The sequence below is a fragment of the Paenibacillus farraposensis genome, from assembly GCF_020736845.1.
GTDB lineage: Bacteria > Bacillota > Bacilli > Paenibacillales > Paenibacillaceae > Paenibacillus > Paenibacillus farraposensis.
On the sequence record NZ_JAFFQR010000008.1, the window covers coordinates 181,321 to 195,594 of the forward strand.

Below are 14,274 nucleotides of genomic sequence, written 5' to 3' on the forward strand. Positions count from 1 at the left end.
ATGGATTACAGCTCACTTATTTTACTGGCACTGGCCGGTCTTGGCATTATTAGCGGCAATTCCACGGTGACGATCGCCATGGTCGTATTATTGCTTTTACGGGTAACCAGCTTTCACTCGGCCTTCCCCTGGCTTGAAAAGTACGGTTTGACGATCGGAATTATCATTTTGACGATCGGGGTCATGACTCCGCTGGCCAGCGGAAAAATCAGCATCCAGCAAGTGATGGACTCCTTCCTGCACTGGAAGTCGCTGCTCGCGATTGCCATCGGTATCCTGGTCGCCTATCTTGGCGGCCGCGGCGTAACGCTGATGTCCGGACAGCCTATCATTGTGACAGGTTTGCTGATCGGGACTGTTATTGGCGTTGCCTTTTTCAAGGGCGTTCCTGTAGGCCCTCTTATTGCTGCCGGACTGCTGTCTTTGCTGATTGGCCGCTCCTAAATCCTGGCTTATTCTAGATAAAGAGCAATCTGCATATCAGGCTGAATTCAGTCCTGCTTTGTGTTATACTCATATCGCATAATTTGGTAAATGCAGGAGGCTTGACCGATGTCTCGACAATTTGTAACGGAAGCTGTAATGGTGGCCATATACGGTCAATTGCTTACATCTCCCGCCCCTGTGGAATATATCGTTCCTTATACATCACTGCTAGAGCTGTACGAATTCCAGGATAGCACGGAGCCTCTTATGGATAATCCGATGGACGATCAGCATGTGAAGCAAAAAGTAAGCGAGCTTATTCATTATTTTGAAGAACCGCTGAATCAGAAAAAAATACAGCGTGCCCTTCAGATGCCCTGGGCCAAAAGCCTGCCCATTTTATTCGATGGCAATACCTCGCTCATTGTGATTAATGCGGTTGATACGGCGCACTATGGGGAATATTTTGATCCGATTGAAACCGAGCTGGTATTAACAGCCCAGCGTGAAGCATTGCCTATTTTGACAGACCAATTAGACTGGATTCACCGCATTATTGAAGCTTCCGTACCTGTTCATGTATATGACATTGACGATTTTGATTTTGCAATCGATGGTCCGATGTTCAACAATCCTTAACATATGGCATAACTGCCTTCAACGCAATAAAGCGGCGGAGATATCATTACAGGACCCTTTCCCTGCAACACGATACACCGCCGCTTTTTGATGTTCATAACAACGAATCTGCACACCAGATTTAACGCTAAGGCATTAGACTTGCGCTTCTTCCGTATAGGTGTAAATAATGTCGTCATGCTCTTCCAAATACTTGACTTCCAAATGATGCCCCTTCAGATACCAGTAATCCTGCTGCTCCATATAAAACGTAATACCAGCCGCTTCATGCTGCAATACGGGATGCTGCGGAGGCTCTACGGCAATGCCCAATGAAAAACCCGGATGTAACCCGCCACCAGAGCTGTAGCGAACAAAAAAACGGATCGAATCTCCACGATTCAAACCAAGCTCCTTCACGTACCACTGTGCCGCAGGTTCAGTTACCTGTATACTCATTCGCTATGCTCATCTCCTTGTACAATGACTCCTGTCAACTATATCATAGCACTTTTGAAATGACCACCAACCGTTCTCCTTTAGCCCGCTTTTTTGCATAAACCATATACATTTCTTTGAAAAAGGTTTGACAATTCGCAAAAAAGGGTGTTAAGATTCAACCATACGAGATCTATTTTGAAATTTATTACAATTTGAACGATGATTTATGTAAAATGAACCCATTATGAAGAGAAAGGGAGTGTTACCGGTGCTAAAATTTCACATTGTATTTCGCCTGCATCTGCACACACAACAACTTTATACCGGAGCATCTCCCCTGTCGCATCTTTCAGAATCGGGCCATTCACACTGTATGGTTTAATACGAGTGGTTGTCTGTGTTTGAGCAGTTTTTCAGTGGTGAGTATGCTGAATGACCTGCGCACTATATGATATTGAGATTTAAGGCATATCGTCTGCGGATGGTATGCCTTTTTTGCGCCTGTTTTTCCGGATAAACCCTATGGTAGCAAACCGCAATTGTTTTTTTCAAAATGGCATATAACTCTCGCATGAGCTTGTTACGAAAGGATGGGATTCCTCTTGTTTTCGGTACTCAAAAATTTAAGCTGGTTTTTTAAAAGAGAACGAAGCCGATACACCATCGGATTGTTTATGCTGATAGTCGTTGGTATTGTGGAGCTGGCTCCTCCCCGGCTGCTGGGCAGTGCCATTGACGAGATCGTGCGCGGCACGATTTCCTGGTCCTCCCTTTGGCGTTATATTTTTATGATCTTCGGCATTCTCGTCGTCATCTACTATGTTACGTACATATGGATGCACAAGCTGTTTGGGGGTGCCAATCTGGTGGAACGTCTGCTGCGCACGCGCTTTATGAATCATCTGCTGCGGATGACGCCGCCCTTTTTTGAACGCAATCGTACAGGTGACCTGATGGCCCGTGCCACGAACGATCTTCGTTCGGTAGCTAATACAGCTGGCTTCGGCATGCTGACACTCACCGACTCCACAGTTTACCTGAGTGTTGTACTGATTGCCATGGGCACCCTGATTAGCTGGAAGCTGACACTCGCGGCGATTCTGCCATTGCCTTTTATCGCGCTCGCCATGAGCATTTACGGTAAAGCCGTCCACGAACGCTACACACTCGCCCAGGATGCATTTGGCGATATGAACGACCAGGTGCTGGAATCGGTGGCAGGCATCCGAGTCATTCGCGCCTATGTGCAGGAGCGGATGGATGAAAAGCGCTTTGCTGATATTACCGAGGATGTATTTCGCAAAAATTTGGCTGTCGCCCGAATGGACGCCCTTTTTGAGCCGACGATCCGCTTGTGCGTGGGACTTAGTTACGTCATCGCTCTCGGCTATGGTATTTATCTCGTCTTTCATAACGATATCACGCTGGGCGAACTGGTCTCCTTTAATATGTACCTGGGGATGATGATTTGGCCGATGTTTGCGATCGGGGAGCTGATTAACATCATGCAGCGCGGCAGCGCTTCCCTCGACCGGGTTAATGAAACGCTTAATGTTCAGCCAGATGTGCAGGATGTGGCTCACCCCGTGTCGGTTAACTGTCCTGAGTCCATCACGTTGAATGACGTTACCTTCCGCTATCCCACCTCCACTGTCGATAATTTGTCGCATGTGAGCCTGGAGCTGAAGCGTGGAGAAACACTGGGCGTTGTTGGGCGAACTGGCAGCGGGAAGTCTACTTTGCTCAAACAACTTCTGCATGAATACCCGATGGGCAGCGGTGATATTTTAATCTCCGGCACAAGGTTGCAGGATATTGCTGCCGAACAATTACACAGCTGGATCGGCTACGTACCGCAGGAGCAAATTTTGTTTTCCAAATCGGTACGCGAGAACATTCAATTCGGTAAGCCTAATGCACCTGATGACGACATTATGGAAGCTATCCGTACCGCTGCCTTTGATCAGGACTTGAACACCCTGTCCGATGGGCTGGATACAATGGTCGGGGAAAAAGGGATCGCCTTGTCCGGCGGTCAGAAACAGCGTGTATCGCTGGCGCGCGCCTTTATCGGTGACCCGGATATTCTGGTGCTGGACGATGCCCTGTCGGCCGTAGATGCCCGAACGGAAGCACGTATTATTGACAATATCCGGCGTAAGCGCTCGGGTAAAACAACCCTGATCTCCACCCACCGTCTTTCGGCTGTTGAACATGCTGACCGGATCGTCGTGCTGGAGCAAGGACGCATTATTGAGGAAGGAACCCACAGCGAGCTGCTTCAGGCTGGCGGCTGGTACCGGCAGCAGTATAAACGGCAGCAGGTGGAATCTGATCTGACCTCAGGGGAGGTATCCTAATGAAACCCAATATCGGTAAAAGGTTATTCCAGTATGCCCTGACGAGCAAAGCAGGTTTTATCGCTGCGCTCATCGCGCTGGCTATCGGGGTAGCCGCCGAGCTGGCCGGACCCTTCATCGCCAAAACGATGATCGACGACCATATGCTCGCCATTGAAAAACCATTTTATGAAACAACTCGTACGGACGGCACTGTCAGCTTTGCCGGAACCCACTTTAAGCGTGAAGACCGCTTTGAAGCCGGGGAGGCCAAAGGTGGCGAAGCGAGAATTTTACAGGTTGGCAAATCCTTTGTCTTTGTGGATGGCTCTGTGCCGGTGGCTGACGGCAACCGTTCCTTTGCCAACGGTACGCTGACGGTGACACGCGGCTCCGACACCTTCCGCTATGAGGCCAGGGCTTTGTCTGCCGACGAGCTGTACAGCTTTTACAAACCGGAAATGCCCGGCATCTTTCAGCTGATTGGCTTGTATTTCTTCTTTTTGATCGTTTCGATCTTTGCCGAGTTTGGCAAAACGTATTGGCTGCAATCCTCTGCCAACAAGGTTATTCAGAGGCTTCGGCTAGACCTCTACGCGCATATTCAGAGGCTGCCGGTCTACTTTTTTGACAATCTGCCTGCAGGCAAGGTTGTATCGCGTGTTACGAATGACACCGAAGCGGTAAAGGATTTGTTCGTAGCTGTACTGTCCAACTTCACCTCAGGCATCGTCACGATGACAGGGGTATATGTTGCCCTTTTCTTGCTGGACTTCAGACTGGGTCTAATCTCTTTGTTTATTGTGCCGCTGCTGATCCTGTGGATTGTGTTATACCGCAAGGTTGCTACCCGCTATAATACGATTATTCGCTCCCGGCTCAGTGAAATCAATGCGATTATCAACGAATCTATTCAAGGGATGTCCATTATTCGCATATTCCGGCATCAAAAACAAACGCAAACCGAGTTTGAACAATTAAATGATGACTATATGAAGCATCAGAATAAAATGCTGAATTTGAACGCTTTTACTTCACACAATCTGGTCAATGTGTTGAGAAACCTCGCCTTCGCGGTCGTGCTGTGGTATTTTGGCTCTGAGGCGCTCGGTACCGCCGCAGGCAGTGCGGTATCGCTTGGCGTTCTGTATGCCTTCGTTGATGTGCTGGGACGACTGTTCCAGCCTATGACAGGCATGGTCAACCAACTCGCCGTACTGGATACGTCCATCGTATCCTCTGGACGGGTATTTGAACTGATGGATGAAACCGGAGAGCCCGTGACAGACGGAACGATGCCGCGCTACAAAGGTCAGGTAGAGTTTAATGACGTATCCTTTGCCTACAAAAAGGATGATGTGCTTAAACATATTTCCTTTACAGCACAGCCGGGTCAAACCGTAGCCCTTGTCGGACATACCGGATCAGGTAAAAGCTCCATTATTAATCTGCTGTTCCGCTTCTATGATCCGCAAAAAGGAACGATCACCATTGACGGAACGCCTGTCAAGGATATCCCCAAGCAGTGGCTGCGCCATCATATGGGCATTGTTCTACAGGACCCGTATTTATTCGCGGGGACCATAGCCTCGAACGTCAGTCTCGGGGACAGCCGAATCACTAGAGAGCAGGTGGAAAAAGCGCTGCGTGACGTCGGAGCCGACAGGCTGCTGGCACATCTGCCGCAAGGCTTTGATGAACCTGTTATTGAAAAAGGCAGCACCTTATCCGCAGGGCAACGCCAGCTTATTTCCTTTGCCCGCGCCCTGGCCTTCGACCCGGCTATTTTGATTCTGGATGAGGCCACAGCCAATATTGATACTGAAACGGAGGCGCTCATCCAATCTGCGCTTGAGGTACTGAAAAAGGGCCGCACAACCTTTATCATTGCTCACCGTTTGTCGACCATTCGCAGTGCGGATCAAATTTTGGTGCTGCATCGGGGTGAAATTGTTGAACGTGGCAGTCATGACGAGCTTATGGCGCAAGGCGGTCGCTATTTCCAAATGTATCAGCTTCAATCAGGAACAGTTGGAACAGATGCAGCCTCATCGCCTGCTGCACTATCTGTGCAGGGTGACCCGCTTGCCGGGAAAAATACGGTAGCAGCCATGGCTACAGTTTCCGAAAAATCCGACAACCGGGCGGGTTCCAGCGCTGCGCAGAAAGCCGATTCGGGTCAAACCGGCCCAGGCTTGGCTGGCGGAAACGCTTAGTCCCGTTTGTCCCGCTTAGCTGAAATAAGCAACATTGCTTTGGATCATGAACAAGCATGATCCATACAAAAAAAACAGCACGTTTCCATTATATAGGAAATGTGCCGGTTTTTTTGTATAGCTGCATGCTTTAAACCCGCTACAAGCTTTATTTGGTTATCAGTGTACTTGTCCCTATGGGCGGCGTTACGGTTCCTTTAACCTCTTTGAGCGTAACCTTATATTTTTTGTCCACCAATGTACTTGTGTGGGTATCTGTAATGACCTGGATATTCATTTCCCCCGGCTTTGGACTTGTCAGCTTGTAGTAAATTACTGCATTCGTATCATCTACGTAGTCGATGTGATCCACTTCAATGCCGTAACCCGGATTAGGGGCCTGCAAGCGGGTAATAGTTACTTTGTTTTGATGGTCATTTGCTTTCTCAATGCTCATGCTAATACCGTTTTGCTGAACAGAATCTGAAGGCTCGGCCGGATTTTCAGGAGCGGCTTCAACCGGTTTATGATTTTGTACAAACCCAATTGCATGATAGACCATCTCCGCTGCCTCCATTCGAGTTACTTTGCGATCCGGGCTAAAGTTGCTGTATTTGTCCAGTTTTGCAATTTTAGTAAATAGCAGGAATTGAATTGCTTCGTTTGAATCTTGATCCAGCTTTTTGCCATCCGCTACATTCATATACATACGTACGGTTGGATAATCTCCTGTAGCAATAACTGCTTTGTACAAAATATTAGCGAATTGCTCTCTTGTCATGCGGGTACTCGGGTCAATATCGGGTGACAAAGGAATTTGATGCTGGGCTGCAATCCGATAGGCTTTAGCATACCAGGCCGAAGCGGGGATGTTTGCAAAAGAGCCTGTTGTGAAATCAGGCATAACCTGAAGGTTCATGGCATTAACGACCAAATGGACTCCTTGTGCATACGTAAGTGTTTGATCAGGCGCAAACTTGTCCTTGGAAATCCCCTGAATAATGCCTTTCTCCTGTAGCGAGTTTACGATTTTTTCCTGCTCAGCTCCTTTGATATCACGAAAAGCGGAAGCAGATGTGGCGACTGCCAATGAGCAGATGACCAGCAGAGCAACGGTCACACTTTTATGTTTTTTCATGAAAATACACCTCCATATTTACTAAGCTTCTATAACTTACTGACGCAATTGGTTCAACAAATGTTTCACTTTACATCCGATTCGGCGCTTTTAGCCCCAGCAGCTGTAGGCTATGTGCCAGAATATCCGCAGTTTGCTCTGCCAGCTGTATCCGCCACTGTCCACCGTCGACGATCCGCTCTCTGGCGTAAAACCGGTTGAACGCCTGCGCCGTATCCAGTGCGAATCTCGCCATAACCGAAGGCTCCAGCTGCCGAGCTGCACGTATCAATTGTCCGTGATAACGATCCAGCTGCTTAAGTAGCTCCCAGCCTGCATCACCCAGTATTTCACCCGATACGTCAGTCAACTCAGTGGAATGCCCTTCCTCTGCAGGGACGGTACCACTATCAGAATGAGTACTAGCGCGAGCATGAGCTTTTTCCAAAAGACTGCGTATACGCGCATGAGTGTATTGCACGTAGGGTCCCGTTTCGCCTTCAAAGGTCAATGCTTCCTCCAGCGAAAAATCCACTTCATTCAGACGGTTGTTTTTTAAGTCACCAAAAATAATCGCCCCGATGCCAACGTCCTCAGCTATTTCCTGTTGATTTTGCAAATCAGGATTCTTCTGAGTGATAATGGCTTGAGCACGTGCTACAGCTTCATTCAGCACTTCCTCCAGCTTCACAACCTTGCCGCGTCTGGTAGACATTTTTTTGCCTGCGAACCGCATCAATCCAAACGGCACATGCTCACACTGCTCCGCCCATGTCTCCCCTGCACGCTTCAGTACGGCAAATACCTGCTGGAAATGCAGCTTTTGTTCCCCGCCAACGACGTATAACAGCCGATTAGCCTGCATCACCTCATGACGATAGATTGCTGTTGCCATGTCACGAGTCGGATAAATCGTGGTCCCATCCTTTTTCAAAATAAGACACGGCGGCAGCTCCTCTTCTTCCAGCCGAACCACCAGTGCTCCGTCGCTTTCCTCCAACAGTTCTTTCGCATTTAATTGGGCAACAACTGCCTGCATTTTATCATTGTAAAAGCTCTCTCCAAGCACATGGTCAAATGTAATATTCAGACGCTGGTACATCCGCTCAAATTCCTTCAGGCTAACCTTAACAAAAAATTCCCATAGTCGCTGCGCCTCCGCATCCCCTTGCTCCAAACGCCGGAACCACTCACGGCCCTCATCCTCCAATGACGGGTCATGCTCGGCCTCCTGGTGAAAACGCACATATAACTTAAGCGACTCACCAATCGGATCATGCTGTAGCTGTTCCTTATTTCCCCATCTTTGATAGGCGGCAATTTGCTTGCCAAATTGGGTGCCCCAATCACCCAGATGATTTACACTAATGGGAACATGGCCTGTTTCCCCCAGAATGCGATACAGGGCTGCACCGATGACAGTAGAGCGAAGATGGCCGATACCAAACGGTTTGGCGATGTTGGGTGAAGACATATCAATCACTACCCGCTGTCCATGTCCGATATCTGACTTGAGGAAATCAGGCTTGCTCAATTCAGCCAGAATAAACGGAATATGAACAGACCGGTCCAAGGTTATGTTGACATAGGCACCAAAAGCCGCAGCGCTCATGCCTTTCTCACGGCTTATGCCCTCCGCCAATTCAAGCGCTATTTGCTGTGGAGGCTGGCGAAACTTTTTGGCCAGCGCAAAACACGGAAACGCCAAATCTCCCCATTCGGGCTGCGGAGGTATTTCCAATAGCGAGATTACCTCCTTGTCTTCCAAGCCCGTATGAGCTGATATTACCTGAGCAGCAGCCAACAACAACATGTTTTCTCTCCCCTTCTTGATTCGAATTTCAGTATTTGCTACTTTACTAGCTAACAAAAAAAAGCCCCCGCCCCTTGAAATGATTCAAGAGACGAGAACTCCAATATCCCCGCGGTACCACTCTTCGTAAATCGGTTGTGCAGCTAAAGCTAATCTACACAAATGGCCGATTTCACTCCAATGACCAATAACGGTGTCTGCCGGGCTGACCTACTAAAGGAGTTTCACCGAAGATACTCCTTGCTTCGACCAACCGTCTCCCGGGTGCGCTACACATCAAATCTCATACCGGCTTCCACCTCTTCCGGCTCGCTGAAATGATCAGGCTTCAATGCTACTCTCCCGTTCCATGACGTTAATTCCCATATTATACAAACCTATTCAATAAAAAGCAACCTTTTCTTCTTCAGGCGCTAACTCCATGTATGTAATTACACAGCCACCAATTGGCGGCAAGCCTGATAGCAACGACGGCAGACTTCTGCACATTGTTTGCAATGATCATGGGTATGCTTGCTGCATTCGGCAGCGCATACTTCACAGGCATGAGCACACAGCTCACAGATTTGTTCGGCGAAATTGGTTCCGTGCTCCAGCATTTGAGCAGCAAACCCGCATATTTCCGCACATTCCCTGCTCACTCGAATACATTCACGCAGCATGGCCAAATCATATTCCTTTAAGCTCGCTACATTGCAAACATTGCAAGCGTTCAAACATTCCAGGCAAGCATCTACACATTGTTGGTATGAATGATTCATATTACATTCCCTCCCAGTTGTTGACCCTGCTGTACTATTAACCGCTAATGAATGAGATTAATCCATTGGTGTTCACGCTTCCAAGAATATACAACCAAAATACTCCTGCTTATGTAAGAAAGTGTACTATATTCCAATGCATGAACGCAAGGATATTCATCACAAGGCTTTGATTCCTCCGCTTCTGACTTGCATACAAGCCGCCATTCCTCTATTGTAAAAAGAGTATGCTTAACCACTGACCAAGGAGTGAACATAGCAATGAATATATCTTCTGTAGAGGAACATCGACGGGAAGCTCCGCAGCGGGTCAGCTGTATGGTCATCACCGTCTCCGACACGCGCACCGAAGAAACAGATACTGGAGGACAATTGCTTATAGACTTGCTGGAAACCGACGGCTATGAGGTTGTCCGATACGTCATCGTCAAAGATGACTATGAAGGCATCCGGCAATTGGTTTCCGAAGCTGCTGAACAAGATGACATCGAAGCTGTGCTTTTGACAGGAGGCACCGGTATTTCCCCTCGGGATACCACCTATGAGGCCGTCTCCTCCCTGCTGGATAAGGAGCTGCCTGGATTTGGTGAAATCTTCCGATATCTAAGCTTTGCCGAAGATATTGGTTCGGCGGCTATATTAAGCCGTGCTGTGGCCGGTACAATAGGCCGGACAGCCGTATTTTCCATGCCTGGCTCACGTGGAGCCGTGCGTTTGGCGATGGAACGCATTATTATACCTGAGCTGCGGCATGTTATGAGAGAAATTTATAAGTAAGCTCTCTTTTCTATGATTACAGCTATAGCAAAAGGCACCCCATGCATTCATGAGGTGCCTTTTTATACGATTCCTATTCTTCTTTTTCTTCCACATCGGATTGCATATAGCTGTCGATCAGCTTTTGCTTTAGCGCCCACACCTTTTCGCTGAGATTCACACGATAAATTTCAGGGTTCAGCTTGCGTAAATATTCCGGCCAAAACAGTTTCAGCTGTGAAGCATGATAAGTACGGATTTCATCCAGCCCAGGAAGCTCATACACCTTCTGTCCGTTTACAAAAATAGGCTCCAGCATCGGTACGGCATCGTAATTTTCTACATACTTCTTCATATATGGATGCAAGGGGTTGAACAGTTTTAGACGTTTTCCATTACGCGGACGATCTTCATCCGGAAAAGAAATATAATCTGCAACGGCTTTCCCTTTCTTTTTGTCCACGATGCGATATACATCCTTCTTGCCTGGTGTAGTTACTTTCTCCGGATTGCCCGAAATCTTAATCGTCGGCAGCATCTCACCATCCACTTCCCGCTCCACCAACTTGTACACCCCGCCAAGTGAAGGCTGATCCGAGGCTGTAATGAGCTGTGTTCCTACACCCCATACATCAATACGTGCTCCTTGGGCTTTCAGGTTAAAGATCGTATTTTCATCCAAATCATTGGAGGCTACAATTTTTACGTAGTCCAAGCCTTCTGCATCAAGCATTTCCCGCGCCCGGATGGATAGATAAGCCAAATCACCGCTATCCAGACGGATTGAATTCATACGCTTGCCCTGGCTCTCCAGCATTTTCGCTGTGCGAATCGCGTGAGGAACGCCACTTTCCAGCGTGTCAAAGGTGTCTACCAGCAGCGTGACCTGATCTGGTAAAACCTTGGCGTACACGTCAAAAGCCTCCTGCTCCGACATAAAGGTTTGCACCCAGGAATGGGCATGGGTTCCCTTCGTCGGAATTCCAAAATGCTCGCCTGCCAGCATATTGGAAGTCGCGTCAAAACCCGCCACGTAGGCTGCACGTGCCCCCCAAATGGCCGCATCCGCCTCCTGTGCGCGCCGTGTACCAAATTCAAGCAGGGTGTCGTTATGTGCTACCTGTTTAATGCGTGACGCCTTTGTCGCGATCAGCGTCTGATAATTCATAAAATTGAGAATCGCCGTCTCAACCAGTTGCGTTTCCATAATCGTTCCTTCGACACGTACCAGAGGCTCGTTCGGAAAAACAAGTGCTCCTTCCTTCATCGCATGGATCGTTCCGCCAAACCTGAACTGGCGCAAAGCTTCCAGGAACATCGGATCATACTTTTCTTCCTGTTCCGACAGGTAGCGAATATCTTCTTCTGCAAAACGCAAATTTGAGATGTAATTCACAATGCGTTCCAGGCCAGCAAACACCGCATAACCATTGCCAAAGGGCAGCTTCCGGAAATACGCCTCGAACACTGCTTTACGCTGGTGACTTCCATTCACCCAGTGAGCGTACATCATATTAATCTGATATTTATCTGTATGTAGTGCGAGGCTTGTTGACTGCATCGTATTCTCCTCTCTGACTGTCCCGGTTTTGCGATTGTGACGGCATACCGCCCCATTTGTCCCGATCCACCAATATTCGATTCCCTTTTGTTATCGGATATTGGTGAACAACGTTAAGTTATTTACCTGTTCTGTAGTAAAATCGTATCCTCGGCCGACCGTACCGCGGCTCCCAGACTTCCCTCAAAATGGCGCAAAGCCCAATCATGTCCGACCGGATTAAAGCTGGCCACAGCATCTTTATATACGGTAATAGCAAAACCTTTGTTATAAGCGTCTACAGCCGTGTGCAACACACATATATCCGTACATACACCAATCAGATGAACCTCTAAAATGCCTCGTTCACGCAGCTTGAGCTCCAGATCTGTTCCGACGAAGGCACTATACCGTGTTTTATCCAGCCAATAGATGGAATCACTTTGATTCTCATAGAGAGTATCGAGCTTGCCATATAAATGTCGTCCCGCGGTTCCACGTATATTATGTGGAGGGAACAGCTTGCTCTCCGGATGGAAAGGGTCGTTCTCTTCATGCAAATCCACAGCCATGATCACAAAGTCCCCCTGATCCACATACGTCTGTGTGATTGCTGCAATCCGATCATCCAGGTCAATCGCCGGTTGACCTACAGGCAGGTTGCCATCTACAAAATCCTTCGTGTAGTCAATAACAATGAGTGCCTTCATCGTACAGTCAGCTCCTTCATCCTCAAAGTTGGGGATTATGCGCTCTTCGTATGGTTATTTCATCATAATTATGTGTAAATAGACAACCGCGGTACCCTGTCACTAAAATGGTACAGCTGTGCTGGTCTCTGTGAATACTGATTGGAGCTGAGCGGCTTACCATTTTCATCCCGTACCTCTTCCAATATTCCCTGTCTGCTGCGGGTTGATGTTATTTTGCGGATAAAGTTCGGCTCTTCAAAATCCGGTACGACACTTTGAATCACCTGATACAGCTCGCCCAGTGTAAAATGTGGCGGCAAAAACTGCTTGGCTATCGTCGTTTGCAGCATCTGCAGCTGAATTTTCCGATATGCATCGACAATAATGTCGCGGTGATCGAACGCCAGCTCCAATTCCTCCAGCGCTTCACGGATCGTAAACAGCCCTACTTCAGAAGCATCGTCCGCTGCCTGCCGCTGTTCCAGCATCCATTCCTCTACCAATGCAAAAAATGCATGTGATATAATCCACCCGCGCGGATCACGCCCCGGTCCGCTATATACGCCCAGATATTCCAGATGCCCGCCGTCCACACCAGTTTCCTCTAACAGCTCCCGCTTAGCTGCTCCATATATCGACTCATCTTCCTGGCAAAATCCTCCGGGCAACGCCCATCGTCCGGCAAACGGCCATCTGCGGCGCTTGATAAGCATGACTTTCAGCTCCCGAATCGGCAGTGTCTTCGTCACCGTCTTGCGTTCCCGCTTCGTTAAGGTGAACATAACGATATCTGCCGGAGCACCATCCGGGGTGCGGTATTTCTTAACGTTGTACGACGCCTTCTGCGCCTCTTCGTTTATACGATTGTTATCCATTCGCATCACCATATAATATCGTTTTGATAAATTCATTATGACATAATAAAAAGTTTTGTCAAGCGTCAAGCCTTGTCTGAGTCACCTGGTTGTTTGTGCAATACCCGAAAGGTCGCCGTAGATATGCAGCCGAGTGTCCCTTCGCTATTCCTCACTTCTGCCTCTGTAGTGATTGTACGACCTGCCTGATGAAGAATCCGAGCTGTAGCTTCAAGTGCCCCTTGCTTCATCGCTGACAAAAAATGTACATTCAAGTTCGTTGTTACACATGGCTGCAATTGACGCGAGCTCATAATGACCATTCCCATGGCCTGATCCATTAACGAAGTCAGCACGCCACCATGGACAATCCCCATTACATTCGTATGCTGCGGACCCGCCTGCAAAGCGATGCGCACCTCGTTCTCCTTCACACCGACCAGTTCACAACCCAAGTAAGTCCAGAATGTATTTCCTTCACCTTCTACCATCTTGCGCAGATTATCCATTCGCTTGTTTTCATCCCTTCTTCGATGTACCGTCTCTCTTAATGTAAGGCACAGTATACCTATTCAGATAGTCTCCGAAAAAAAGGCGTGGAAGCTAAGCCTCCACACCATACATCTTGTTTTAGTCACTGCAACTGGAGACAGAAGTGCTTTTTCCCTCTTCGACATTCACCTTTTCAGCAACCGTATCTCGGATAGCCGTGATCACCATTT

13 protein-coding genes and 1 other annotated feature are annotated in these 14,274 nt (G+C 48.2%); of the genes, 5 read left to right on the forward strand and 8 right to left on the reverse strand.

What is annotated here, in order from left to right; all coding sequences use genetic code 11:
• Complete coding sequence (locus JO375_RS01865; protein WP_229522864.1) at positions 1-444, forward strand: DUF441 domain-containing protein; 444 nt, start codon at positions 1-3, stop codon at positions 442-444.
• 108 nt (positions 445-552) lie between these two features.
• Entirely contained in the window at positions 553-1,065 is a 513-nt protein-coding gene (locus JO375_RS01870; RefSeq protein ID WP_229522865.1) for an ADP-heptose synthase, read from the forward strand.
• Positions 1,066-1,200: 135 nt separating this feature from the next.
• On the opposite strand, the gene JO375_RS01875 is transcribed toward JO375_RS01870, so the two are convergent.
• Entirely contained in the window at positions 1,201-1,503 is a 303-nt protein-coding gene (locus JO375_RS01875; RefSeq protein ID WP_229522866.1) for a HesB/YadR/YfhF family protein, read from the reverse strand.
• A 584-nt stretch (positions 1,504-2,087) separates the two neighbouring features.
• On the opposite strand from JO375_RS01875, the gene JO375_RS01880 reads away from it, so the two are divergent.
• Both JO375_RS01880 and JO375_RS01885 read left to right on the forward strand, forming a co-directional pair.
• Positions 2,088-3,845: an ABC transporter ATP-binding protein gene (locus JO375_RS01880; RefSeq protein ID WP_229522867.1), complete on the forward strand. Its 1,758-nt coding sequence runs from the start codon at positions 2,088-2,090 to the stop codon at positions 3,843-3,845.
• Positions 3,845-6,040 carry an ABC transporter ATP-binding protein gene (locus JO375_RS01885; protein ID WP_229522868.1) on the forward strand — a complete coding sequence of 732 codons (2,196 nt, stop codon included), beginning with the start codon at positions 3,845-3,847 and terminating at the stop codon, positions 6,038-6,040. Before JO375_RS01880 ends, JO375_RS01885 begins: the two co-directional genes overlap by 1 nt.
• Before the next feature lie 148 nt (positions 6,041-6,188).
• Here JO375_RS01885 and JO375_RS01890 read toward each other — a convergent pair whose 3' ends face one another.
• The 3 genes from JO375_RS01890 to JO375_RS01900 form a co-directional block, all read right to left on the reverse strand.
• On the reverse strand, positions 6,189-7,157 hold the full coding sequence (locus JO375_RS01890) for an S-layer homology domain-containing protein (RefSeq protein ID WP_229522869.1): 969 nt from the start codon (positions 7,155-7,157) through the stop codon (positions 6,189-6,191).
• A 70-nt stretch (positions 7,158-7,227) separates the two neighbouring features.
• A complete protein-coding gene (gene argS / locus JO375_RS01895; protein WP_229522870.1) occupies positions 7,228-8,949 on the reverse strand; it encodes an arginine--tRNA ligase in 1,722 nt (573 codons plus the stop codon).
• Positions 8,950-9,033: 84 nt separating this feature from the next.
• Positions 9,034-9,308: a binding site (T-box leader), on the reverse strand.
• A gap of 72 nt (positions 9,309-9,380) precedes the next feature.
• The gene (locus JO375_RS01900) at positions 9,381-9,710 is read right to left on the reverse strand and encodes a four-helix bundle copper-binding protein (protein WP_229522871.1); all 330 of its coding nucleotides are present in this window, start codon (positions 9,708-9,710) and stop codon (positions 9,381-9,383) included.
• A gap of 261 nt (positions 9,711-9,971) precedes the next feature.
• Here JO375_RS01900 and JO375_RS01905 point away from each other — a divergent pair, with 261 nt between their 5' ends.
• A complete protein-coding gene (locus JO375_RS01905; protein WP_229522872.1) occupies positions 9,972-10,487 on the forward strand; it encodes a MogA/MoaB family molybdenum cofactor biosynthesis protein in 516 nt (171 codons plus the stop codon).
• 73 nt (positions 10,488-10,560) lie between these two features.
• On the opposite strand, the gene JO375_RS01910 is transcribed toward JO375_RS01905, so the two are convergent.
• From JO375_RS01910 to JO375_RS01925, 4 genes are all read right to left on the reverse strand, one after another.
• Positions 10,561-12,027 carry a nicotinate phosphoribosyltransferase gene (locus JO375_RS01910; RefSeq protein ID WP_229522873.1) on the reverse strand — a complete coding sequence of 489 codons (1,467 nt, stop codon included), beginning with the start codon at positions 12,025-12,027 and terminating at the stop codon, positions 10,561-10,563.
• Between the two features lie 122 nt (positions 12,028-12,149).
• Complete coding sequence (locus tag JO375_RS01915; protein WP_229522874.1) at positions 12,150-12,716, reverse strand: cysteine hydrolase family protein; 567 nt, start codon at positions 12,714-12,716, stop codon at positions 12,150-12,152.
• 68 nt (positions 12,717-12,784) lie between these two features.
• Positions 12,785-13,573, reverse strand: a complete 789-nt coding sequence (locus JO375_RS01920; RefSeq protein WP_229522888.1) for an NUDIX domain-containing protein — start codon at positions 13,571-13,573, stop codon at positions 12,785-12,787.
• Positions 13,574-13,638: 65 nt separating this feature from the next.
• Positions 13,639-14,061: a PaaI family thioesterase gene (locus JO375_RS01925; RefSeq protein WP_229522875.1), complete on the reverse strand. Its 423-nt coding sequence runs from the start codon at positions 14,059-14,061 to the stop codon at positions 13,639-13,641.
• Between the last annotated feature and the right edge of the window lie 213 nt (positions 14,062-14,274).

What these genes read in the sequence shown, in the direction of transcription:
- JO375_RS01865 (WP_229522864.1), top strand. Translation starts at nt 1, where the DNA reads ATGGATTACAGCTCACTTATTTTACTGGCACTGGCCGGTCTTGGCATT.
- JO375_RS01870 (WP_229522865.1), top strand. Translation starts at nt 553, where the DNA reads ATGTCTCGACAATTTGTAACGGAAGCTGTAATGGTGGCCATATACGGT.
- JO375_RS01875 (WP_229522866.1), bottom strand. Translation starts at nt 1,503, where the DNA reads ATGAGTATACAGGTAACTGAACCTGCGGCACAGTGGTACGTGAAGGAG.
- JO375_RS01885 (WP_229522868.1), top strand. Translation starts at nt 3,845, where the DNA reads ATGAAACCCAATATCGGTAAAAGGTTATTCCAGTATGCCCTGACGAGC.
- JO375_RS01890 (WP_229522869.1), bottom strand. Translation starts at nt 7,157, where the DNA reads ATGAAAAAACATAAAAGTGTGACCGTTGCTCTGCTGGTCATCTGCTCA.
- argS (WP_229522870.1), bottom strand. Translation starts at nt 8,949, where the DNA reads ATGTTGTTGTTGGCTGCTGCTCAGGTAATATCAGCTCATACGGGCTTG.
- JO375_RS01900 (WP_229522871.1), bottom strand. Translation starts at nt 9,710, where the DNA reads ATGAATCATTCATACCAACAATGTGTAGATGCTTGCCTGGAATGTTTG.
- JO375_RS01905 (WP_229522872.1), top strand. Translation starts at nt 9,972, where the DNA reads ATGAATATATCTTCTGTAGAGGAACATCGACGGGAAGCTCCGCAGCGG.
- JO375_RS01910 (WP_229522873.1), bottom strand. Translation starts at nt 12,027, where the DNA reads ATGCAGTCAACAAGCCTCGCACTACATACAGATAAATATCAGATTAAT.
- JO375_RS01915 (WP_229522874.1), bottom strand. Translation starts at nt 12,716, where the DNA reads ATGAAGGCACTCATTGTTATTGACTACACGAAGGATTTTGTAGATGGC.
- JO375_RS01920 (WP_229522888.1), bottom strand. Translation starts at nt 13,573, where the DNA reads ATGGATAACAATCGTATAAACGAAGAGGCGCAGAAGGCGTCGTACAAC.
- JO375_RS01925 (WP_229522875.1), bottom strand. Translation starts at nt 14,061, where the DNA reads ATGGATAATCTGCGCAAGATGGTAGAAGGTGAAGGAAATACATTCTGG.